A 21,557-nucleotide genomic window follows, 5' to 3' on the forward strand; every position below is an offset into this window, starting at 1 on the left:
CGGGGTGGCTAGCCTGCTCGCTTCAATTGCCCCGTCATCGCAAGTTGCGTGACGAGGCTGAATCAGCGACGGTGAATGACGCGATCCTTGTGCTCCACCAGAAACACCTTGAAGGCTTGCCATGCCGGGCTACGGTAGCGGTCCGGATGCCACACCAGCGAGAAGTGGCGCGTCAATGGCAGGTCATGGGCCAGCTCGACCAGGTCGCCCCGCTCCAGCTCCCCACGCACGCTCAAGCGTGATAGACAGCCAAGGCCCAAGCCGGCCGCGACGGCCTGCTTGATGGCTTCGTGCTGCCCCAGCTCCATCCGCACCTTCAGTCTGGCCACTCGAGGAAGCACCGCTGCCTCGAGCACCTCCCGGGAGCCAGAGCCCAGTTCACGCAGTATCCAGGGCTGCTCGGCCAGATCCACGTCCGAGATGCGGCCCTTTTCCACCAGTGGATGCCCAGGCGCGCAGACCACCACCATGTGATCTTCGCACCACACCTCACTGGCCAGGCCCGGTTCATGGCAGCGCCCCTCGATCAATCCCAGGTCCGCATCGAAACGCTGCACCTCGGCAATGACCTCGCCGGTATTGCGCAGGCGCAGTCGCAGATCGACACCGGGATGCCATTCACCGAACTCACCGGCCAGGGGCGGCAGCAGGTAGGTCCCGATGGTGGCACTGGCAGAAATCGCCAGGCTACCGTGCAGCACATCCCCTGGCTCTACCGCTGCGGCGACCAGGTCATCAAGCTCATCCAGCAACTGCTCGGCTCTGGGCAACAGACGATGCCCCATATCGTTGAGGCTGAGTCTACGCCCGGGACGCTCGAATACCACCACGCCAAGCTGCCGCTCCAGATCGGCCAGCGCCTGGCTCGTGGCCGATTGAGAAAGGCTTAGCTGTCGAGCAGCGGCGCTGACAGTCCCCAGTCTGGCGACGGTTACAAAGACTTCCAGCTGGCGCAAGGTGATGCGCGAGCGTGATCGCTGATGGGTAGGGTGGGACATGATGACCTCTCACTGCGTGATCAGGAGCCTCGCAAACGCCGCCTGCTCTTATATCGGTTTTACTTATAACCGGTTTCGTTATTACACGATAATCAAAAGATATATCAAAGCCTAGAATGGCCCCATCAGAGCAAAGCTGACGTCGGTAGCCAGATGAGGCACGCCTTCCCGTGCCGCTCGCAGAAGTATCGATGCCAGCACAATAATGAAAGGAGGTCAGGATCATGTGGCAAGGATTGGTACTATGCGCCCTACTCACACTGGCCGGCCAGGTGATCAGCCGCCTGCCAGGCATCAGTGACACGGGGATCAGTCCGCTGGTGTTCGCCCTGCTGCTGGGTATCATCGTGGGCAACCTGCCGTTGGGGCGTACCCTGGAGTCTTCCCACAAGGGACTGGCGTTTGCCACCCGCTGGCTGCTGCGCGGTGGCATCGTGCTGTTCGGGCTATCGTTGACCTTTGCCCAGGTGGTAGGACTCGGTCCCAAGGTGTTGTTACTCGATGCACTGGTGATTACTGCCGTACTGGTGAGCGGCTATCAGATCGGCACCCGGGTGCTCGGCATGGACCGAGAAACTACCCTGCTGACCAGCGCAGGCAGTGCCATCTGCGGGGCGGCGGCGGTTCTCGCCACCGAGTCTACCATCCGCTCCAGGCCTGCCGCTGCGTCCATGGCGGTGGCCACCGTGGTTCTGTTCGGTTCTCTGGCGATGCTGACCTATCCCCTGCTGTACCCGTGGCTGGGCATGGAGGAAGGGTTGTTCGGCGTCTATATCGGCGCCACCATTCATGAAGTCGCTCAGGTCGTCGCCGCGGGCGACGCGGTCGGCCCGGACGCGCTGGCCAATGCGGTCATTGTCAAGCTGGTCAGGGTCATGCTGCTGGTCCCCTTCCTGCTGATCGTCGGCCAGTGGTGGCTACGCCAGCCCAGTGAAGCAGACGCCGCCACGCTGGATGGACAGGCCGGCGGTCAGGTCGAGAAAGCCAAGCTGGTCATTCCGTGGTTTGCTCTGGGCTTTATCGTCATGGTCGGGGTCAACAGTGTCATCAGCCTGCCGGCTCCACTCCATGCTGCGCTGGTGCTTGGTGGTCAGATCGCGCTGACCATGGCCATGGCGGCGCTGGGCATCAATACCCGGATATCACGCCTCAAGGCGCTGGGCATCAAGCCCTTCCTGCTGGCATTGATCCTGTTCGTGCTGCTGGTGGTCGGCGGTGGCCTGGCCAGCGCCGTGTTGATGGGGTGAGCGGCCCCATCATCCTGGATAGCGGCCAAGCGTCTGACCGCCAGCGGCTAAGTACAAACAGTACAAGCAGCACAAACGACAGCGGGCCCCCAGAAGGGGCCCGCTGTGCTTGCTGCCACGCAACCTGCGCTCAGTCTTCGAAGCTGAAGCGCACCTCAGGGGCATCGGGTACCAGCGCTGCGCACTGGCGAACACGATCCAGCAAGGTCGCATGATCGGCGGCCACCAGATTGATGTGGCCCAGCTTGCGGCCTGCTCGTTCGCTCTTGTCGTAGCGATGCAGATGGGCATCGGGCATGGCCAGCACCTGGCTCGGGTCCGGCTCACGACCGATCACGTTGACCATGCAGGTGGGAGCACGCGCGCTGGTATCGCCCAGCGGCAAGCCCTGGATGGCGCGCAAATGGTTCTCGAACTGGCTGGTGACCGCACCGTCCATGGTCCAATGACCGGAGTTATGGACCCGTGGCGCCATCTCGTTGGCCAACAGGCTACCGTCGGCACACTGAAACAGCTCCAGCGTCAGCACGCCGACATAGTCCAGCTCGTCCAGCAGCGCACGAATGTACTCATCGGCAGTATGCTGAACACTGTCATCCAGGTTGGGCATGGGCGCCAGCGAGTAACGCAGGATGCCGTCGACGTGCACGTTCTCGGCCATGGGATAGAACACGACCTGTCCATCACGGCCGCGCACGGCAATGATCGATACCTCGCGAACAAAGTCGACAAAGGACTCGACGATCAGCCGCGGGTGGTTGATGCGCGACCAGGCGTCTGCAGCGTCGCTTGGCTGCTTGAGCACCGCCTGCCCCTTGCCGTCGTAGCCCTCGGTGATGGACTTGGCCACCACCGGAGTCCCCAGTTCCTTGGCGGCGGCCTCCAGCGCCTCTGCGCTGTCTACCAACCGATAGGCGGGAGTGGGAATGCCCAGGCGATCAAACAGTGCCTTTTCCTCGGCCCGGTTCTGACACACGCGAATCGCTTCGCTGCCCGGATAGACCGGCCGCTCTGCCTCGATCGCCTGAACCAGCGAGACTGGCAGATGCTCGAACTCATAGGTGACCAGGTCGACATCTTCGAGAAAGCTCTGAATATGTTTCTGGTCGGTGTCGATCATCACCTCACCGATGCCGGCACTGGGATTCCCGGTGGTATCGAGAAAGCGGAACCGGTTGGCCAACGGGTAGCCGGCGAGCGCCAGCATGCGGCCAAGCTGTCCGGCCCCGAGAACACCAATCTTCATGACTTGCTCCTATGCTCTTACGACGGTCGTGCAAGGGTTGGGGCGCCTACCACGCTCAGCCCTGGCGAGCTTCCGGCGGACGGGGATCAGGGTTATCCAGCACCGTCTGCGTCTGCTCGGCGCGGAAGGCTTCTACCGCATCACGCACCGCGCTATCGGCAAGCCCGACGATCTGAGCCGCCAGCAGCCCCGCGTTGGTCGCGCCAGCCTTGCCGATCGCCAGCGTACCCACCGCTACGCCACCTGGCATCTGGGCGATCGACAGCAACGAGTCCAGCCCTTTCAACGCCTTGGATTCAACCGGAACACCCAGCACCGGCAATGCCGTCTGCGACGCCACCATGCCCGGCAGGTGGGCCGCGCCTCCTGCACCAGCGATGATGACCTGGATGCCACGCTCGGCAGCACTCTTGGCGTAGTCGAACAACAGGTCCGGCGTCCGATGCGCGGAGACGACCTGGGTTTCATAGCTCACGCCCAAGCGCTCCAGCATGGTGACGGCGTGCTCCATGACAGGCCAGTCAGACTTGGAACCCATGATCACGCCGACCCGGGGCGCTGGGGAGGTGGATGACATCGGCAACTCCTCGAAGAAACGACGGTGCCGCAGCAAAGAAATCGCCGCGACTAGGGAACAATCGGGAAGCGCCATAGTCTAGCAGAGCCGAGGGAGCGATACCTCTCCCGATACAGACGTCGTCAGCCAGCGACAGCAACATTCATTCTGACTGCGCATTGGTCTGCTACTTTTTTCTGTCATCGCCAATGTCACAGCGTCTATTAGGACGACACGCTCACCAAGGAGAGAGCCATGAAACCGACCCTGCTGCTTATCGCCGCCTTAACATCTGGCCTGGCGCTGGCCGGTTGCGACGATAGCCAGAGCAACGCCAGCAGCTCCCAGAGCAGTGCCGAGACCAGCCAGCAGGCCAGCGCCGAGCAGGCCACACAGATGACCCTCAAGGGTACCGTCAGCTTTGCCGAAACCGGGCAGACACTGCCACAGGGCGCTGACGTGAAGGTTCTTCTTAACGATGTGGCCCTGGCCGACGCACCGGCCAAGACCATTGCCGAGACCACGGTCTCGATCGACCGCCAGGCGCCCACCGATTTCTCTTTGAGCTATGACACCAACGATGTCAGCGAACGTCACACCCATAGCCTGCGTGGGGAAATCCGGGGCGACGACGGCCAGCTGATCTGGACCAGCACCCAAGCCAACCCGGTCGAGGTCGGCCCAGACGCCGACCAGCCTCCGGTGTCCATCGTGCTCCAACCGGTGGGAGCCGATGGCAACGCGCAGAGTGAAAGCATGCAGCAAGCCCAGGAGGCCTTGCTGTCGAGCGGTGATGAGCCCACCGCCGCAGAGAAGCAGGCCGCTGAGCAGGCCGACGCGGTGGCCGAGCAAGCAGCTGGCATGCAGGAACCCAGCCAGGGGGCAGCGGCCGCCGGCGGCGGCAATGCGACAGCCCCTGATGCTACAGCCCCTAATGCGACAGCCCCTACTGAAGGCAGCGACAGCGCTCAAGCCCAGTAACGCGGGCCCCCGTACGGATCTGGCCTAGCGGTTCCACAACACAGCGTGTGCCACGACACAACGACAGCGCCGTGCCCTGAGGCACGGCGCTGTCGTCACGCTGGGAAAACCTGTCACTCGACCGACTAGGCGGGCGTTGCCACCCTGCGTGACTCCCAATAGTTGAAACCAATGATCGCCGCCATCACTGCGGCCCCGGCAACGTCGAACATCATTGACGGCAGGAACACGCCCACGATTGCCGGCAACAGCAGCAGCCGCTGCCACAGCAGGATCCGGGTGAACAGGTAGCCCTCCAGCGTCGCCGCAAAGGCACCCAACGCCAGCAGGCCCGTCACGCCCTTCCAGATCAACAGCCAGACCGGCCCACCGATAATGATTTCGGGGTTGTAGACCATGAACAGCGGCACCAGATACAGGCCCTTGGCGAACTTCCAGGACTGGAAGCTGGTCTCCATCGGCTTGGCACCCGCAATGGCAGCACCTGCAAAGCCTGCCAGTGCAATAGGTGGCGTCACGTTGGAATCCTGGGAGTACCAGAACACCACCAGGTGAGCGATCAGCAGCGGTACGCCAAACTCATTGGAGAGTGCCGGACCGACCAGCACGATCAGCACGATGTAGCTCGCCGTTACCGGCAGGCCCATGCCCAGTACCAGACTGGCCAGCAGCACCATGATCAGCGCCAGCAGCAAGTGGCCGTTGGAGAAGGCCAGCATCATGGCCGAGAACTTGAGGCCGAGGCCGGTCAAACCAACCACGCCAACGATGATACCGGCCACCGCACAGGCCATGGTCACCGCCACCGCGTTGCGTGCCCCCAGCTCCAGTCCCTCAAGCAGCTTCATCAGGCCATTGCGACAGGCCAGGGCCAGGCGCTGGGCGTTGACCGGCTGCCCCTCCTTTGGCGCAACGAACAAGAACCAGACGGCGAAGCGCAACACGGCCACCACCAGCATGCAGACGATGGCGTAATAGCCGACCCGCATCGGCGACATGTTCATCACCAACAGCCACACCAGCACTGCCAGCGGCAGCAGGAAGTGCCAGCCATGCTTGAGCACGTCGCTCATCTGCGGCAACTCTTCCTTGGCCATGCCTTGCATGCCCTCTTTCAGGGCGATGATGTGGACGAAAAGATAGACGGTGCCAAAGTACATGAAGGCCGGAAGAATGCTGACCTTGACCACCTCGAGATAGGGCAGCCGGGTGTACTCCGCGATCAGAAATGCCCCAGCCCCCATCAATGGCGGCATGATCTGCCCCCCGGTAGAGGCCGCCGCCTCGATCCCCCCCGCCTGATGCGGCTTGTAGCCAAGGCGCTTCATCAGAGGAATGGTAAAGGCGCCGGTGGTCACCACGTTGGCGATGGCACTCCCTGAGATCGACCCCATCCCGGCAGAGGCAATCACTGCAGCCTTGGCGGGCCCACCGCGCTGGCGCCCGGTGGCGGCATACGCCAGATCGATGAAGAACTTGCCTGCGCCAGTGATCTCGAGAAAGGCACCAAACAGGACAAAGATGAAGATGTAGGTGGCGGCTACCCCCATGGGCAGACCAAAAATGCCTTCCTGACCTAGGTACAGCTGGCCCACCAGGCGATCCAGATTGTAGCCGCGGTGTTCCAGGATGCCCGGCAGGAACTGCCCGAGCCAGGGCAACTCGCCCCGGGGGCCGGCAAAAGCGTAGAGAATGGCGATCATGCCGATGATGGTCATGCCAAGCCCCACCGCTCGCCGACTGGCCTCCAGCACGGTCACGGTGGCGATGATGCCCACCCAGATATCGGTCTGGCTCCAGAATCCTGCGCGATTGATGATCTCGTCAAGATACAGCGCCATATAACCGCCGGTGACGACGGCGCCACAGAAGAACACCAGGTCGATGAGCGCTCCCACCGGGCCTCGCCCTCGGGACGGGCCAAACACCGGGAACATGAGGAACGCCAGCATCATGACCAGCGCCAGGTGGATGCTGCGCTGATAGAACAAGCCGAGCGGCTGGATGCCAGCCGAATAAAGCTGAAACAGTGACAGGCCGATCGCTACCAGAGAGATCAGCCACAGTACGATTTTCGAGTGGTTGGCCTGGCTGCCAGGCACCACGGGAGAAGCTGGCGATTCGCTCATCGTTATCTTCCTGGGAGTGTCAGTCAGGGGCATGCTGGTGTCAGCCTTGCGCCATCAAATGGCGCAACAGCGACGGTCGCTCCCTGCCTTATCGGCGAATTTCGCCTTGCATGTACGTTAGACAATGGCTGGTCGTGCCAGCCTTGGGGGTGCTCAAGCCTAGCCTGGACCATGGTCATCCACGCCGCGCCCCTCCAGGCCAACGCTGACCAAACGCCCGGCCGCGATATCGCTTAAGCTGATCGGGGTAGCCTGCGCGGGCAACGCTTCCGCCCAGGCGGCTGCACACGACCGTCCCGCCGCGACCAACCTTTCCAGCGTGGGCTTTCCACGGCTGACCAGGCGGTGATCAACGCGCTTGGCGCCGACCCGCAGCCGGTAGTGATTACCCGGTACCGCCTCGTCGATATCGTTGATCCAGTAGCCTCCCTGCCCATCACTGACCTGCCGCCCGCGGCCCGGCACATGGTCAAGGCCGGCGGCAAAGTCGGGCAAGTGGCTGCGCTCCAGCACCATTTGGCCTTCTACGTGACGGTAGCAGTCGAGCACCTCGAACCCTTCCACGGAATGGTTCCAGGCCATGCACCACCCTGCGCCAGGCGGCATCGGGATTGCCACCAGCAGCCTGCCCTCACTATCGCGAACCGTCAGTTGATCGTCACAGCTCGACGTCAGCTCCGCAGCCACTGCGTTCATCGGCGCCACACCCAGCCATAGCACGCACAAGGCGAGCCCCATGGCTCGCCTTGTGAAGCGTGTCCCCATGACCATCAGGGACGCTGCTTGTCCTGCACCTCAGCACCGACTTCCTCGTAGTAACGCAGGGCACCCGGATGGAAGGCAATGGGCGTGGACTCCACCGAGAACTCAACCGTGGTGTCATTGGCGGCAGGATGAATGGCGATCAGTTCATCGGTCTGCTCGAACAACGTCTTGGTGATCTGGTAGGCCAGCTCGTCATCCATCTCGCTGCTGGCAATCAGCACATTGGGTACGCCCAGGGTCTGCACCGCGGCGTCCATGCCTTCATAAAGGCCTTGCTTGAGCTCGTAGGCGGCGAACACCGGCTCGTCTTCCTGGGCGTTGGCGACTTCCTCGTCGCTGAGACCGATCAGGCGCACGTCGCTGGTGGTCGCCAGATTCAGAATCGAGCTGGTGGGCGGACCGACACTCCAGAAGCCGACATCGATATCGCCGTCACGCAAGGCATCAGCGGTTTCGTTGAAGTTGAGGCGCCGTGCGTCGAAATCGTCATAGCTGAGGCCGTTGGCCTCAAGGATGGCACGAGCGTTAAGTTCGGTACCGCTACCCGGGGCGCCCACCGATACCACCTTACCTTCCAGGTCATCCAGCGAGTCGATACCGGAGTCCGCCATGGTGACGATCTGCACCGCGTTGGGGTAGATCGACGCGATAGCACGAATGTTCTCGAGCTTGCGCCCCTCGAAATCGCCGGTGCCGGTCGCACCCTGGTACACCGTATCCGCCAGCGCCAGGGCAAGGTCCGAGTCGCCGCGCCACACCAGCCCCATATTCTCTACCGAGGCACCAGTGACCTCTGCCACGGCATCATAGCCATCAACATGCTTCTTGATCAGCTCTGCCAGGCCCCCGCCATAGGGGTAATAGGTGCCGCCGGTGCCGCCAGTGGCAATCGACAGCTGGCTCTGGGCCACCGCGGTGTGGCTGGCAACCAGCAGGGACGCCGTCAGGGCGAATGTCAGTGCTCGCATGATCTTCCTCCGTTCCTCGTGGGAACCATCGTGACGTTGTTGTTGATCGATTCGAGATGCGCTAAGCAAACTAGCAAGTGCCTAGCGACTTCGCCAATGCCAACATTTCGACGTTTTTTGTCTTTGTCTGCAATTCTCACAAGGTCTTAGATGCATCGCTGCTGATTCATGACGTCAACGCTACCCACGAGGCCGCTGCCGCGGCCTGGCTGCGGGCGCGAGGCTCCGCGCCCGCTCACCCGCTAGCGTTGAATAACGGTTCATGACGGATCGGCCGGTGACGCGGCGGACTCAGACGTCCTGCCCAGCCCCCGCCAGCTCACGCTTCATCTGGCGTTCGCTGTAGTCGGTGCCGTAGCGCTGGCGGGACCACACATACAGCCCCAGTCCAAGTCCCATCCAGCCGGCGAACAGTCCCCACTCGATCGCAGACAGCGCCGAAGGACTGCCGGGCAGGTACAGCGCAATCAGGCCCAGCGACATCACGACCGCCAGCCAGCCCACCAGCCTGGCATGCTTGACCCGGAAAGGACGTTCGAGCTCCGGCTCCTTACGCCGCAGTATCAGGAAGGAAATGGACACAAACAGGTAGGCAATGACGATGCCCAGTCCGCCCGCCACGACCAGCCAGACCATAGCCTGGCGCCCCAGCAGCGGAGCCAGACTGGACACAAGTCCCATCAGCAGAATGGCGTTGACCGGCGTCCGATGACGGGGATGCAGCTTGGCCAGGAAGGCCGGCAACATGCCGCAATGCGCCAGGGCATAGATGGCCCGGGAGCCTCCCACATAGAAGGCATTCCAACTGGTCAGGATGCCCGCGATACCTGCCAGCACCATCAGATTGGCGGCCCAGGGAGTGTTGAACACCGCCCGCATCGCATCCGGTACCGCGAGGGAGCTGTTCTCGAGTTCAGCGGGAGACAGCATCAGCGCGGTCCCCAGCACGATGAAGGCGTACCAGAACACGGCCAGCACCACGGACAGCATCAACACGCGTCCGATATCGCGAAACGGCAGGTCGATCTCCTCCGCAGCCTGGGGGATGACATCAAAGCCGACGAACAGGAACGGCACCATGATCAGCACCATGGTGATTCCCCCAAGCACCCCGCTCTCGGTGTTGAACAGCGGTGTCAGATTGGCGCTGCCGCCCTCGAACAAGGCGCCAGTAATGAACATCACGCCCACCGCCAGGATCAGCAAGGTCACCAGCTTCTGCACCAGCGCAGCGGTGCGCACGCCGACGTAGTTGATGATCATCATGACGATCGAACCGGCCATGCCCACGGCGACCCAGGTCGCCTTGACGTCCCAGCCGGCCAGCGTCCAAAGATGCCCGACCGCATAGGAAGGGAACAGGTGTTCGACGACGGTGGGCAGCGCCACCGCCTCGAACGCCACCACGCTCAGATAGCCCAGCACGATGGCCCATGTACACAAAAATGAGGCGAAGTGCCCCATGGCGCGATAGCTGTAGACGTGCTCCCCGCCCACCTGTGGCATCGCCGACGCCAGCTCGGCGTAGGTCAGGCCCACTAGCACGATGACCGCTCCACCGAGCAGAAAGGCCAGAATGGCACCAAGGCTCCCGGCTGAGGTGATAAAGCCTCCGGTGAGGACAATCCAGCCCCAGCCCACCATGGCACCAAACGCCAGGGCCAGAACATCCTTGCGCGCGAGCACTCGACTTAGCTGTGCTCCTTCACTGCTGTTCGCTTGCATAATCTATCGCTCGTTGTGACTCCCCCGCCCTGGCTACCCGCGAAGGGACAACAGGTCAGAACAGGTCAGGCGGGGGGAAAGCTCTCATGTCAGAGCCTTTCTTGTTGAAGGTATCCCTCGAGCGAGAAAACTATCACGCGCTACTCTGCCGTCAGCAGCACTGGTTGATACCTCTTTCGTCTAAGTTTACATCGGCGCAGCATACCTCCATTCGCCCGTGCACCCGGGCGTAGCGGGCCTCCCTGCGCTTTCCCCTGACGGCCCCGTCAATGACACTAGCCGTTTGCCGATTTTGGACTGGCAAGGGAGCAAAAAAGGTTGCATGCTGTAGGGGTCGCAAACGCCCATTGGAGCACCATGAGCACCGCAGATTCCTTGTCTCGAGCAGACGCCTCAGAACCGCCTCCTCGACGATGCCCTGACCTCGACGTCAGGGACCTGGAACAGCGCACACGACTGATGCGCATCGTCACACGGCTGATTGCCGTATCCGATCTCGGAAGCCGTGAGATCGCCCGCCGCGCAGGCCTACCCATGCAAAAGATCAGTGATCTATTGTCTGGAAGGCTGGAGCACTTCACCTGCGATGAATTGCAGGCCATCCGCCGAATCATCGACGATGGCCACCTATCACTGAATCACTGAACTGAACCTCGGAACAGAACCTCTGAGCCGAATCACTGAATAGCTCACGCTGACGACGTCGCCCGCAGGCGATGACGTCAGCTTCCGTGTATCCCGATCGCGCCTGGCTCAGTGTTGCCAAGCAGGAGGCGCTGTGCCCTTGGCTGCGTCAGTCGTCGCGGGCACCGCCCGGGGGCTACACTGACGTGGCCGCTAGGCCGTTCTGGCGATGCCATGGAACCTTCGCTGACTGCCGAACTCTCACTTTCCACGTATCTCTGCATCACGCGTCTTCACCCTTTGTGCTTCTTTCCCCCTTCTTTACCCCTATGTAGAGGAAATCCCCATGCGCCGTTCCCTTCTGGCAGCCTGCCTTCTGTGCATGTCCCCCATGGTGCTGGCCGACGGCCAGGCCACCCTGGTAGACGGCAGTGGCGATCCCGATAGCGCAGTGACGGCACGTTGGATAGGAGACCAGCTTCGCCTGGACTTCCCTCGTCACGCCGCCAAGGGCTACTTGCTACTTCGCGATGGCAAGGGGTATGCGGTGACCAACTTCGGCGGACAGCCGGTGGTTCTGGGTATCCGTGACCTGCAGTCGATTGCCGGGCAGCTCGGCGGACAGGACATGTCCCAACTGGGCAGCTATCAGGCTCAGCAGGTGCTGGCCCTAGAGCCCACTGGCTCAACGGAGAGCGTTGCGGGTATCGAAGGAGACGTATACCGCCTCGACTGGATCAATCGTGACGGCGATCGTCGCCAGGACTCACTGGTACTCAGCCAGCGCGGCGAGGTCCGAGAATTACTGCAGGTGGTCGACCGCTATCAGCGCATCATGACGGGACAACCGGATCCAGTGGCCGCCCAACTGGAACAGCGTGGACTTGGAATCCTGCGTTTCGGTGACAAGTTCCAGGTCTCCCAACTGACCTCCACTCCCCCTGATGCCGCCGCTTTAGCCCTTCCCGCGCAAGGTGGCAACGTCTCCGACCTGCTCCGCTCAGTGATCCAGTAAAGACGTCGACTCATACGGCTGCGCCGTCATCCTGGCATGACGGCGCGGGCGCGTAGCACCCGCTATTTCGCGTCACCCTCCAATCTCTCCCCCTGCCTCTCGGCGCCACGCCCTTCCCCCCTTGTACACTGGTGCTGACGACCTTCTCGCCAGCCAACATGTACTCATTTGCGCACTGCGTGGAATCCTCATGTGTCAATGGCGTGCACAATCGCCAAAATGCGGTGCAAGCCCGGCCGTAACGCGATATATGTTGAAGACACACTTCTTCTTAATGTCGGCGCCGGGGATTTTTGTCAATCCGCGAGCGGCGCATCAATCCGGTGAGAGTCGCCATGAGGCCGATCGACAAATCCCTGCTCGAGCAGATGCATATCAGCGAGGTAGAGATTCAGCGCCGCAAGGAGTTCCTGAATCTTGATGAGGCAGGTCTGGCAGATCTGGCTGCGCTAAAGCCCATCATTAATGAACATATCGAAATCATTGTCGAAGAGTTCTACGAACGTCAGACCGAAATCGATGAAATCAGCCTGCTGATCGGCGACTCGGAAACCCTTCAGCGGCTGCGTTCCGCTCAACGCCAGTACGTGCTTGATCTGTTCACCGGTTACTACGATGCGGAGTACGTCAACAGCCGGCTGCGTATCGGACTGGTACACAAGCGTATCGGGGTGGAACCCAAGCTGTTCCTGGCCGCCATGAGAACCCTCAAGGAAATCCTGTTTCGGGTGATCGACGAGAACCTGACAGACCAACACAGTCTTACCTCGGCCAAGGATAACCTCGACAAGTTGATGTACTTCGATATCACGCTGGTCTTCGATACCTATATCGACACCCTGCTCAATGAAGTGCACAGCGCCAAGCGGCGAATGGAAATCTATGCCCGCAATCTCGAGGAAAAGACGAAGGAGCTTGCCACCTACGCCGAGAAGGACGCGCTTACGGGACTGTTCAATCAACGCGGCATGAGCGAGGCCTTGAGTCGCGAAATCCGCATGGCAGAAAGGCGTCACTCGCTGGTCAGCCTGATCTACTGCGACATCGATGACTTCAAGCAGATCAACGATACCTATGGCCATCACAAGGGTGACGAGATACTGATCACCTTTGGCCAGATCATGCGTGAGACCGTGAGGTCCAGCGACATCTGCTGTCGCCTTGGCGGCGACGAGTTCTGCTGCATCCTGCCTGACTGCGACGTCAAGAGTGCGGGTACCATTGGCAGCAAGATCGAACTGGCCTTTCAGGACAAGTACCCGGACTTCTCCATTAGCTTGGGGGTGGCCGAGACGGGCGACCGCGAGTATCTGCGCGAGGAGGAATTGCTGCGTGCGGCAGATGCCATGATGTATCGCAACAAGGAAGCCAGAAAGCGAGGCCGCAGCAATAAGGCCGCCAAGCCCTCCCCCACTGACGACGCGCAAGAAACGGACAAGCAGGCTGCTGCACCTCATCAGCCCACCACGGCCCACAACGATGAACGCTAGGCACCGAGCAGCTGATCGATCATCTGGCCTGACGCCCTAGTCAAGCGCTGAACACATCAGCCGAGCACAACGCGATGCCAGGCAACCGAAGCACAGCGTTCGGAGCCTATGCGGTATCGCTGTTGAAATCGAGAGCGCGCAACGCAGTGAATCGTCGGCGCAGATATTGATGCAGTGTTTTCCTGGCACCGGGAACCCCACGAAGATATCTGCGCAACCATAGATAAGGCCGTCGCTCAGACCGTCAACAAGACCGTCCAGCAAGACAGCCGTTGCCATGCTTAAAGAAACAGGATTAACTTATTAAGCTAAGCAAATGACACTATTCGCCCGGCTCTCGAGGACATGTCGCCATGCCATACAGCGAAGCCAAGGAACACGCGCCCTGCCGTCTGCATCGCCTGTTCACCTCGCCCTATACTGCATTCGACAATCAGGCCAACGAGCGCCAGCTACACTTGTTACTGGCATTGCAGACGCTGCTGTTCGGCCCTCTTGAGCAGGGCAGACTGACCTTGAGACTGCTCGATGGCTGGCAGAATGGCGACTGCTAGCCTCATACGCTGGTCTATCAGGATATCGATATCCGTCGACCCGAGGACTTGGCCACGGCCTCCCCCGCGATGCCATGGCGCCCGCTGCTTTCCACCACCCTGGAAGAGTCTCTTTCCCAGGCCCTGGAAGACGATGTTGCCCTTCCCGATGATATTCGCCACACCCCCGCCAGATGGCCTGCTTTTGCGGGTGGGCTCTCGCTCTATACGCGCTACAAGGTGTGCCATCGTCTGATCTATGGAGAAGACGACAGCTATCGTTCGATACGCTGCGAGACACCTGCCGGCTTGCGGGAAATCCACGAGTTCCACCTGCAGGAGGGTGATTTTGCCATCAGCCTGCCACACGCCGATGCCAAGGACGGCAGCGACGATACCGTGGGCCTGGTTGCACATGGTTCCCAGCGCCAGCTGCTTGCACGATGGCTGATCGAGCTGGCCGAAAAGCCGCTGCTCTCCCTGCTGAGCTGACGGCACAGGGGTACGGGGACACTGAGGTCACCAGCCAAGCGACACCAGGCACCCGCGACGCAGCGACTCGTCCGCGCAGGCTGGCATGCTGTGTTTCCTCGAGCTCGCTTGCCTGGCGAACCTAAGAGTTGGACTCACGGGGCACTCGCCCCATCAGGTAGAACTCTGGATTCGGTGGCGTGCCGGTCAAGGTGACCAATCGATTGGACAGGCCAAAGAAGGCACAGATGGCGCCAATGTCCCAAATGTCGTCTTGGGTAAAGCCCACTGCCTCCAGCCGCGTCATCCACTCTTCGGTCAACTCTCCTACGTCGATGCCGCAGTGAATGGCGGCGTCCAGCATCACACGATGCCGCTCGCTCAGATCCGCGCTATGGTGATTGATCGCCACGCGATCTGCCAACAATGGATCCTTGCTGTAGAGCCTTACCAAGGCGCCATGGGCCACCACACAGTACAGGCAGCGGTTACGCGCGCTGGTGGCGACCACGATCATCTCCTTTTCGGCCTTGGTCAGGGTATCTGACTCCCGCTCCATCAGGGCATCGTGATAGGCAAAGAAGGCACGAAACTCAGCGGGCCGATGGGCCAACATCAAGAACACATTGGGGATAAAACCCGCCTTGTCTTGAACGGCAAGAATGCTGTCACGAATATCGTCGGGCAGCTCGTCAAGAGATGCTGGAATGGGAAAGCGACTCAGGGACGGATCACCGGACGACGGTACCGGCGATGACAAGGAAGAAGATGAGGCAGAAGATAACGAAGACGAGAGAGGAGGAGAAACGGATGACGAGCGAGACGACATGGGCGGACTCCAGCATTGAGTGAGGTGGCTCTCAAAAAACTGACTTTACGTTAACGTAAAGCAAGCGCTCTCACTCTTGTCCTTTGATCGAACACGCTCCACCTGTCTACACACGACAATGCCCCGTGGCCGGGGCATTGTCGGGGGTTCTGGCTTCCTTCAGTTCGGTTCAGCTCAGCTCAGCGAGATCGTGCTGTTAATGCCAGAGGAGACATTTTCAGGCTCAAACCAGCGCGCAGTCACCGTCTTGGTCTGGGTCCAGAAACTGATCGCCTGCTTGCCGTTGGGGCCCAGGTCGCCCAGCTTGGATGCCCGTGAGCCGGTGAAGCTGAAATAGGCGACCGGTACCGGGATCGGCACATTGATGCCTACCTGCCCCACATCGATATCCGTCTCGAAGCGCCGCGCCACCCATCCCGAGTTGGTAAAGATCGAGGTGCCGTTACCGTTAGGATTGGCATTGATGAAGGCGATTGCCTCATCCAGCGTGTCCACTTCCACCACGCACAGCACTGGGCCGAAAATCTCTTCCCGGTAGATGTCCATCTCGGCGGTAACACCCGCAAACAGTGTAGGCCCCACAAAGTTGCCCTGGGGATAACCTTCCACCTGACAGCCACGCCCATCGACCAGCAGCCTGGCGCCCTCCTGCTCACCCTGGGCGATCAGGCGTTCAACCCGGTCCTTGGCCGCCGGAGACACCAGTGGGCCGAGATCCGCCTGACGGTCGGTGCCTGGCCCCACTCGCATGTTGCGTGCACCTTCCACGATATCGTCCAGCCATTCCCGCGCCTGGCCGACCAGCACCACGACGGAATTCGCCATGCAGCGCTGCCCAGCAGCGCCAAAGGCGGAACCCAGCAGATTGTTGATAGCCTGGCTGCGATTGGCATCGGGCATGACCACACAGTGATTCTTGGCTCCCATCATGGCCTGGGCACGCTTGCCGGACTCGCTGGCCCGGCGGTAGAGCTGGGTACCGACATGGGTCGAGCCGATAAAGGACATGGCCTTGATATCCGGGTGCTCGCACAGACGGTTGGCCACATCTGGGCCACCGTGCACGACATTCAGCACGCCAGGCGGGACACCGGCTTCAAGGGCCAGTTCGACCAGCCGCATGGTCGAGCTGGGATCCTGCTCGGAGGGCTTGAGGACGAAGGTATTGCCCGTGGCGATCGCCAGCGGAAACATGAAGCATGGCAACATGATGGGGAAGTTGAAAGCGGTGATCCCGGCGCCCACACCAAGGGGCTGGTTGAGGGTATAGACATCCACCTCACTGGCCGCGTTTTCCGCCACCTCGCCGAGCTGCAACGAGGTAATCGAGCAGGCATGCTCCACCACCTCGAGCCCACGCCCCACCTCTCCTTCTGCATCGGGCAACGTCTTGCCATGCTCCTCGCTGATCAAGGCCGCAAGCTCAGGGGTGTGTTCGCGGATCAGCGCCTGCAGCTTCAGCATGATCCTCATGCGCTTGCCGAGCGGCACCTTGCGCCAGCTGGAGAAGGCCTGGTGGGCGTTGGCGACCGCCTTGTCGACCTCTTCGAGGGTACAGAAGGGGACCCTGGCTACCACCTCCTGGGTGGCCGGGTTGGTCACGTCGCGCCATTCACTGCACTGCGAGGGGACGGCCTGGCCATCGATGATCATCGGAATATCGCGGACTGTCATGGCGTGCTCCTACTCTTGTCGTTGTCGTATCGCGTTGTTGCCGTATCGTGTCGCTGTCAACACCAGCGGCTCGCGTGGTGCAGGGCGATCCACCAACGCCCAGCGTGAGGCTACACACGCAAGCAAAGAGGGTCAGTCTAGCCACAGGTCGGATAGCCAAACAATGTTCAGCGGGGCACATTGCTTGTGCAATTTTGCAAAAGCGATGTCGGCGGACAACCGGAGGCAAACGTGCTCGACTGGCAGGATCTGCAGGTCTTTCTTGAAGTGGCCAGACACCCTCGCCTGGCCGATGCCGCGCGGCGCCTGGGGGTCGATCATTCCACCCTATCTCGTCGAACGCGCCGGTTTGAACAGCGCCTCAACACTCAGCTGTTTGAACGCAGTACTCATGGCTACCGTCTTACACCAGCCGGCGAGCGATTGAAGGTGCACGCAGAGCTCATGGCACGCCATGCAGACGACGCCACTGACGGTCTGGTCGACCACAACCTGAGGCTGGAAGGACAGATTCGACTGGGTGTCACCGAGGGCTTTGGCACCTGGGTGATAGCGCCCCTGCTCAGCGCTTTCTGTCGCCGACATCCAGGCCTCACTCTAGACCTGCTGGCACTCCCTAGAGTCGTCAACTTGAGCCGTCATGAGGCCGACCTGGCGATCACCATCGAACGGCCGGCCAATCAGGGCCTGGTCACATCCCGGCTGTGCGATTACCGCTTGAAGCTTTACGCCGCGGATCGCTACCTGCGACAGCACGGTGCACCGCTGCACCGCACGGAACTCAGCCAGCACCCGCTGATCGGCTACGTGGATGACTTGCTGTTCAGTGAGCAGCTCAATTATCTGGACCCTCTGCTGGCACACCGTCGCGAGGACACCAAGGCCCACTTTTCACTACGCAGCACCAGCGTCACGACGCAGATGATGGCAACCGAAAGCGGTGCCGGTCTTGGCGTGCTGCCATGCTTCATGGCTGCCGGGCGCGCCGAGCTGAGGACAGTGCTTGACCACGACGTATCGATCGACAGGCAGTTCTGGGTCACCGCGCGGCAGGAACAGCGGCAGCTGACGCGCATCCGTTTGCTGTGGGACTACCTGCGGGAGGCTCTGGCGCTCAACCAGGACTTCCTGATGGGAAGGCAGGCGCAGCTGGTCATGCCGGACGACGACCCCGGCAGCGACCAGGCCTCGCCCTGATGCCCCCTGCCGAGCCCCCTCGCTAAGCACTCCTGGCCGAGCCCCCCTCGCCGGGCGCCCCTCGCCGGGCACCCCAAAACACAACACCCCGCCGGATGGCGGGGTGTTGTTGTGGTGCTCTGCAGCGCTGGGCCAGGTCCGTTCAGGACTCGACCTTGGGCGGCTCGACCTCAAGCTTCTGCGCGGCGATCACCGCCTGGGTGCGTGAATGCACCCCAAGCTTGCGCAGAATCGCCGTGACGTGGGCTTTGATGGTGGCCTCAGACACATTCAACTCGTAGGCAATCTGCTTGTTGAGAAGCCCTTCTGTCAGCATGTTCAGCACGCGAAACTGCTGGGGGGTCAGCGAGGCGATCGCCTCAGCGAAACGGGCTTCTTCTTCATCGGCTTCACCGAGGGCGTCCGCCATGTCTTCCGGTAGCCACACCTCACCATCGAGAATCTCCCCCACGGCTTCAGCAATCAACGCCAGCGAAGAAGACTTGGGAATGAAGCCGGACGCACCGTAGTCGATGGCTCGACGAACCACGTGCAGCTCATCACTGCCGGACACTACCGCCACCGGCACGTCCGGGGTCTGTCCACGCAACTGGATCAGCCCAGAGAAGCCGTGAGCGCCAGGCATGTGCAGGTCGAGCAGAATCAGATCGGCATCAGGATGCCGGATCACCACGTCGGAAGTGGCTTCCATGGTATCCGCTTCAATGATCTCGGCCTGAGGTGCCAATTGGCGCAGCGCCTGCGTCAAGGCAGCACGGAACAGCGGATGATCATCGGCAACGATGAATTTCTGGGCAAAGGCCATGGATTCTCCTCCGGATTCCGCTGCGGCGTGTCAGGCCCTGACGCCACAACGCAAGACGCTTGTTTGACCAGCATGTTACCCCATGGCCACCGGCTTTCCCAAGCACCCTTGCACTCCCGTCATCAACGTCAGCCACAAGATGCCCATCAAGTCCGCACCATTCGGTGCACTCCAGACGAAAAGACGCCGGTGGCGGGCATCGCCGCCACCGGCGTTTCGGCATGATTCATGCCATGTCGAGCGTCTGCCAACCCGCTGTTACTTGATGGCGCGGTGCTCGATCAGGTCTTCCACCACCGTGGGATCGGCCAGCGTGCTGGTATCACCCAGTCCATCGCATTCGTTGGCCGCGATCTTGCGCAAGATACGCCGCATGATCTTGCCAGAGCGCGTTTTGGGAAGCCCCGGCGCCCACTGGATATGGTCAGGCGATGCGATGGGGCCGATGTCCTTGCGCACCCACTGGGTCAATTCCTTGCGCAGTTCATCGCTGGGCTCCGCCTCATCGTTAAGGGTCACGTAGATATAGATGCCCTGCCCCTTGATATCGTGCGGGAAGCCCACCACCGCGGCCTCCGCGACGGCGGAGTGAGCCACCAGCGATGACTCGATCTCGGCCGTCCCCATGCGGTGGCCCGAAACGTTGAGCACATCATCTACCCGGCCGGTAATCCAGTAATAGCCGTCCTCGTCGCGACGACAACCATCGCCGGTGAAGTAGGTTCCTTCATAGGTCGAGAAATAGGTCTGCACGAAGCGCTCATGGTTGTTCCAGATGGAACGTGCCTGCCCCGGCCAGGAATCGAGGATGACCAGGTTGCCCTCGGTCGCGCCGTCAAGCCGCTTGCCTTCGTTGTCCACCAGTGCGGGCTGCACCCCGAAGAAAGGCAACGTCGCCGAACCCGGCTTCTGCGCAATGGCACCGGGGAGCGGGGTAATCATGATGCCGCCGGTCTCGGTCTGCCACCAGGTGTCCACGATTGGGCACCGGCCGTTGCCGATGACTCGGTGGAACCACTCCCAGGCTTCCGGATTTATCGGCTCCCCGACAGACCCCAGCAGACGCAGGCTGCTGCGCGAGCTGGAGTCCATGACATGGTCACCATGGGCCATCAGGGCGCGCACTGCCGTGGGGGCGGTATAGAGAATGTTGACCTGGTGCTTGTCGACAATCTCGCCCATACGGCCATGAGTGGGGTAGCTGGGCACCCCTTCAAACATCAGGGTAACGGCGCCATTGGCCAAGGGCCCGTAGACGATATAACTGTGTCCGGTGACCCAGCCCACGTCCGCGGTACACCAGTAGACCTCGTCCTCGTGATAATCGAACACGTACTGATGGGTCAGGCTGGCGTAGGTCAGGTAGCCACCGGTGGTGTGCTTGAGCCCCTTGGGGGTCCCGGTAGAGCCAGAGGTATACAGGATGAACAGCGGGTCTTCAGCGCCCATCTCTTCCGCGGGGCAGTCAGTGTCCTGTCCTGCCACCAGGTCGTGGTACCAGACATCACGATCCTGGTGCCACTCGATATCCCCACCGGTGCGCTTGACCACCAGCACCTTCTCCGCCACATCGGTGCCATCGCGAGTCAGCGCCGCATCCACGTTGTCCTTCAGCGGCACGTGCTTGCCACCACGAACCGACTCATCCGCCGTGATGATGATGCGAGAAGCAGCGTCCTTGACCCGCTGTGCCAGCGCATCAGGGGAGAAACCGCCGAACACGACCGAGTGCACCGCGCCAATACGCGCACAGGCCAGCATGGCCATGGCGGCCTCGGGAATCATCGGCATGTAGAGCGTCACCGTGTCACCCTTGCCAACGCCAAGCGATTTCAATCCGTTGGCCAACTGACAGGTACGCTCGTACAGCTCGCGGTAGGTGATGACCGACGACTCGCCGGGATCGTCACCTTCCCAGATGATGGCCGGCTTGTCGCCACGGGTCTCGAGGTGACGGTCCAGGCAGTTGGCGGCGACATTCAGGGTGCCGTCCTCGAACCAGCGGATATCCACATTGTCACTGGCGTAGGAGACCGACTTGATGGTGTTGGGGGCTTTGATCCAGTCGAGGCGAGCGGCCTGCTCTTTCCAGAAAGCTTCAGGGTCTTCCACCGACTGCCGATAGAGCTTGTCATAGGTGGCCTTGTCGGCCCAGGCGGTCTTGGCGAACGTATCGGAGACCGGATAGACGTGCTTGTGATCGCTCATGGTGCTCTGTCCTTGGATACCCATTGAAGTGGAGAGCCAGCCGCCAACAGAGGCGTGTCCGGCGCGAATAACCTGCTAGCCAGCATAACGTTGCCA

At 61.3% G+C, this 21,557-nt stretch carries 19 protein-coding genes; 8 read left to right on the top strand and 11 right to left on the bottom strand.

Going from position 1 to position 21,557, the window contains the following annotated elements; translation table 11 throughout:
- Positions 1 to 62 precede the first annotated feature (62 nt).
- Complete coding sequence (locus JF545_RS05245) at positions 63 to 998, bottom strand: LysR substrate-binding domain-containing protein (RefSeq protein WP_206939963.1); 936 nt, start codon at positions 996 to 998, stop codon at positions 63 to 65.
- 224 nt (positions 999 to 1,222) lie between these two features.
- On the opposite strand from JF545_RS05245, the gene JF545_RS05250 reads away from it, so the two are divergent.
- Positions 1,223 to 2,245 carry a YeiH family protein gene (locus JF545_RS05250; protein WP_206939965.1) on the top strand — a complete coding sequence of 341 codons (1,023 nt, stop codon included), beginning with the start codon at positions 1,223 to 1,225 and terminating at the stop codon, positions 2,243 to 2,245.
- Positions 2,246 to 2,375: 130 nt separating this feature from the next.
- Here JF545_RS05250 and JF545_RS05255 read toward each other — a convergent pair whose 3' ends face one another.
- Both JF545_RS05255 and purE read right to left on the bottom strand, forming a co-directional pair.
- Positions 2,376 to 3,491 carry a 5-(carboxyamino)imidazole ribonucleotide synthase gene (locus tag JF545_RS05255; protein ID WP_206939967.1) on the bottom strand — a complete coding sequence of 372 codons (1,116 nt, stop codon included), beginning with the start codon at positions 3,489 to 3,491 and terminating at the stop codon, positions 2,376 to 2,378.
- Between the two features lie 55 nt (positions 3,492 to 3,546).
- Entirely contained in the window at positions 3,547 to 4,068 is a 522-nt protein-coding gene (purE, locus tag JF545_RS05260; RefSeq protein WP_206939969.1) for a 5-(carboxyamino)imidazole ribonucleotide mutase, read from the bottom strand.
- A 234-nt stretch (positions 4,069 to 4,302) separates the two neighbouring features.
- Between purE and JF545_RS05265 the strand changes: the two genes are divergently transcribed.
- Positions 4,303 to 5,028, top strand: a complete 726-nt coding sequence (locus tag JF545_RS05265) for a YbaY family lipoprotein (RefSeq protein ID WP_206939971.1) — start codon at positions 4,303 to 4,305, stop codon at positions 5,026 to 5,028.
- Positions 5,029 to 5,153: 125 nt separating this feature from the next.
- Here JF545_RS05265 and JF545_RS05270 read toward each other — a convergent pair whose 3' ends face one another.
- The 4 genes from JF545_RS05270 to JF545_RS05285 form a co-directional block, all read right to left on the bottom strand.
- Positions 5,154 to 7,157, bottom strand: coding sequence for a TRAP transporter permease (locus JF545_RS05270; protein WP_206939973.1), 2,004 nt, complete (start codon positions 7,155 to 7,157; stop codon positions 5,154 to 5,156).
- Between the two features lie 159 nt (positions 7,158 to 7,316).
- Positions 7,317 to 7,895 carry a DUF1850 domain-containing protein gene (locus JF545_RS05275; RefSeq protein ID WP_206939975.1) on the bottom strand — a complete coding sequence of 193 codons (579 nt, stop codon included), beginning with the start codon at positions 7,893 to 7,895 and terminating at the stop codon, positions 7,317 to 7,319.
- A 32-nt stretch (positions 7,896 to 7,927) separates the two neighbouring features.
- Positions 7,928 to 8,890 (bottom strand): TAXI family TRAP transporter solute-binding subunit, encoded by a 963-nt coding sequence (locus JF545_RS05280; RefSeq protein WP_206939977.1) that lies wholly within the window; start codon positions 8,888 to 8,890, stop codon positions 7,928 to 7,930.
- A 291-nt stretch (positions 8,891 to 9,181) separates the two neighbouring features.
- Positions 9,182 to 10,615, bottom strand: coding sequence for an APC family permease (locus tag JF545_RS05285; RefSeq protein ID WP_206939978.1), 1,434 nt, complete (start codon positions 10,613 to 10,615; stop codon positions 9,182 to 9,184).
- Positions 10,616 to 10,972: 357 nt separating this feature from the next.
- Between JF545_RS05285 and JF545_RS05290 the strand changes: the two genes are divergently transcribed.
- From JF545_RS05290 to JF545_RS05310, 5 genes are all read left to right on the top strand, one after another.
- Positions 10,973 to 11,260 (top strand): XRE family transcriptional regulator, encoded by a 288-nt coding sequence (locus JF545_RS05290; protein ID WP_206939980.1) that lies wholly within the window; start codon positions 10,973 to 10,975, stop codon positions 11,258 to 11,260.
- 325 nt (positions 11,261 to 11,585) lie between these two features.
- Positions 11,586 to 12,254 (top strand): hypothetical protein, encoded by a 669-nt coding sequence (locus tag JF545_RS05295; protein WP_206939982.1) that lies wholly within the window; start codon positions 11,586 to 11,588, stop codon positions 12,252 to 12,254.
- A 335-nt stretch (positions 12,255 to 12,589) separates the two neighbouring features.
- Positions 12,590 to 13,744: a GGDEF domain-containing protein gene (locus JF545_RS05300; protein ID WP_206939985.1), complete on the top strand. Its 1,155-nt coding sequence runs from the start codon at positions 12,590 to 12,592 to the stop codon at positions 13,742 to 13,744.
- 353 nt (positions 13,745 to 14,097) lie between these two features.
- Positions 14,098 to 14,298 carry a hypothetical protein gene (locus JF545_RS05305; protein ID WP_206939987.1) on the top strand — a complete coding sequence of 67 codons (201 nt, stop codon included), beginning with the start codon at positions 14,098 to 14,100 and terminating at the stop codon, positions 14,296 to 14,298.
- Between the two features lie 69 nt (positions 14,299 to 14,367).
- Positions 14,368 to 14,769 carry a hypothetical protein gene (locus JF545_RS05310; protein WP_206939989.1) on the top strand — a complete coding sequence of 134 codons (402 nt, stop codon included), beginning with the start codon at positions 14,368 to 14,370 and terminating at the stop codon, positions 14,767 to 14,769.
- Positions 14,770 to 14,890: 121 nt separating this feature from the next.
- Here JF545_RS05310 and JF545_RS05315 read toward each other — a convergent pair whose 3' ends face one another.
- Together JF545_RS05315 and JF545_RS05320 are read right to left on the bottom strand one after the other, a co-directional pair.
- Positions 14,891 to 15,577, bottom strand: coding sequence for a peroxidase-related enzyme (locus tag JF545_RS05315; protein WP_206939990.1), 687 nt, complete (start codon positions 15,575 to 15,577; stop codon positions 14,891 to 14,893).
- A 174-nt stretch (positions 15,578 to 15,751) separates the two neighbouring features.
- Positions 15,752 to 17,251: a CoA-acylating methylmalonate-semialdehyde dehydrogenase gene (locus tag JF545_RS05320; RefSeq protein ID WP_206939992.1), complete on the bottom strand. Its 1,500-nt coding sequence runs from the start codon at positions 17,249 to 17,251 to the stop codon at positions 15,752 to 15,754.
- A gap of 231 nt (positions 17,252 to 17,482) precedes the next feature.
- Between JF545_RS05320 and JF545_RS05325 the strand changes: the two genes are divergently transcribed.
- Positions 17,483 to 18,448, top strand: a complete 966-nt coding sequence (locus JF545_RS05325; RefSeq protein ID WP_206939994.1) for a LysR family transcriptional regulator — start codon at positions 17,483 to 17,485, stop codon at positions 18,446 to 18,448.
- A gap of 142 nt (positions 18,449 to 18,590) precedes the next feature.
- On the opposite strand, the gene JF545_RS05330 is transcribed toward JF545_RS05325, so the two are convergent.
- Positions 18,591 to 19,253: a LuxR C-terminal-related transcriptional regulator gene (locus JF545_RS05330; protein WP_206939996.1), complete on the bottom strand. Its 663-nt coding sequence runs from the start codon at positions 19,251 to 19,253 to the stop codon at positions 18,591 to 18,593.
- A gap of 258 nt (positions 19,254 to 19,511) precedes the next feature.
- The gene (acs, locus tag JF545_RS05335; RefSeq protein WP_206939998.1) at positions 19,512 to 21,461 is read right to left on the bottom strand and encodes an acetate--CoA ligase; all 1,950 of its coding nucleotides are present in this window, start codon (positions 21,459 to 21,461) and stop codon (positions 19,512 to 19,514) included.
- Positions 21,462 to 21,557: the final 96 nt, after the last annotated feature.

Source organism: Halomonas litopenaei (assembly GCF_017303055.1).
GTDB classification, from domain to species: domain Bacteria; phylum Pseudomonadota; class Gammaproteobacteria; order Pseudomonadales; family Halomonadaceae; genus Halomonas; species Halomonas litopenaei_A.

Bases quoted from the DNA above. Each gene is read 5' to 3' on its own strand.
- JF545_RS05265 (WP_206939971.1), top strand. From the start codon at position 4,303: ATGAAACCGACCCTGCTGCTTATCGCCGCCTTAACATCTGGCCTGGCG.
- JF545_RS05285 (WP_206939978.1), bottom strand. From the start codon at position 10,615: ATGCAAGCGAACAGCAGTGAAGGAGCACAGCTAAGTCGAGTGCTCGCG.
- JF545_RS05310 (WP_206939989.1), top strand. From the start codon at position 14,368: ATGCCATGGCGCCCGCTGCTTTCCACCACCCTGGAAGAGTCTCTTTCC.
- JF545_RS05270 (WP_206939973.1), bottom strand. From the start codon at position 7,157: ATGAGCGAATCGCCAGCTTCTCCCGTGGTGCCTGGCAGCCAGGCCAAC.
- JF545_RS05330 (WP_206939996.1), bottom strand. From the start codon at position 19,253: ATGGCCTTTGCCCAGAAATTCATCGTTGCCGATGATCATCCGCTGTTC.
- JF545_RS05275 (WP_206939975.1), bottom strand. From the start codon at position 7,895: ATGGGGCTCGCCTTGTGCGTGCTATGGCTGGGTGTGGCGCCGATGAAC.
- acs (WP_206939998.1), bottom strand. From the start codon at position 21,461: ATGAGCGATCACAAGCACGTCTATCCGGTCTCCGATACGTTCGCCAAG.
- JF545_RS05250 (WP_206939965.1), top strand. From the start codon at position 1,223: ATGTGGCAAGGATTGGTACTATGCGCCCTACTCACACTGGCCGGCCAG.
- JF545_RS05255 (WP_206939967.1), bottom strand. From the start codon at position 3,491: ATGAAGATTGGTGTTCTCGGGGCCGGACAGCTTGGCCGCATGCTGGCG.
- JF545_RS05295 (WP_206939982.1), top strand. From the start codon at position 11,586: ATGCGCCGTTCCCTTCTGGCAGCCTGCCTTCTGTGCATGTCCCCCATG.
- JF545_RS05315 (WP_206939990.1), bottom strand. From the start codon at position 15,577: ATGTCGTCTCGCTCGTCATCCGTTTCTCCTCCTCTCTCGTCTTCGTTA.
- JF545_RS05280 (WP_206939977.1), bottom strand. From the start codon at position 8,890: ATGCGAGCACTGACATTCGCCCTGACGGCGTCCCTGCTGGTTGCCAGC.
- JF545_RS05290 (WP_206939980.1), top strand. From the start codon at position 10,973: ATGAGCACCGCAGATTCCTTGTCTCGAGCAGACGCCTCAGAACCGCCT.
- JF545_RS05300 (WP_206939985.1), top strand. From the start codon at position 12,590: ATGAGGCCGATCGACAAATCCCTGCTCGAGCAGATGCATATCAGCGAG.
- JF545_RS05305 (WP_206939987.1), top strand. From the start codon at position 14,098: ATGCCATACAGCGAAGCCAAGGAACACGCGCCCTGCCGTCTGCATCGC.
- purE (WP_206939969.1), bottom strand. From the start codon at position 4,068: ATGTCATCCACCTCCCCAGCGCCCCGGGTCGGCGTGATCATGGGTTCC.
- JF545_RS05245 (WP_206939963.1), bottom strand. From the start codon at position 998: ATGTCCCACCCTACCCATCAGCGATCACGCTCGCGCATCACCTTGCGC.
- JF545_RS05320 (WP_206939992.1), bottom strand. From the start codon at position 17,251: ATGACAGTCCGCGATATTCCGATGATCATCGATGGCCAGGCCGTCCCC.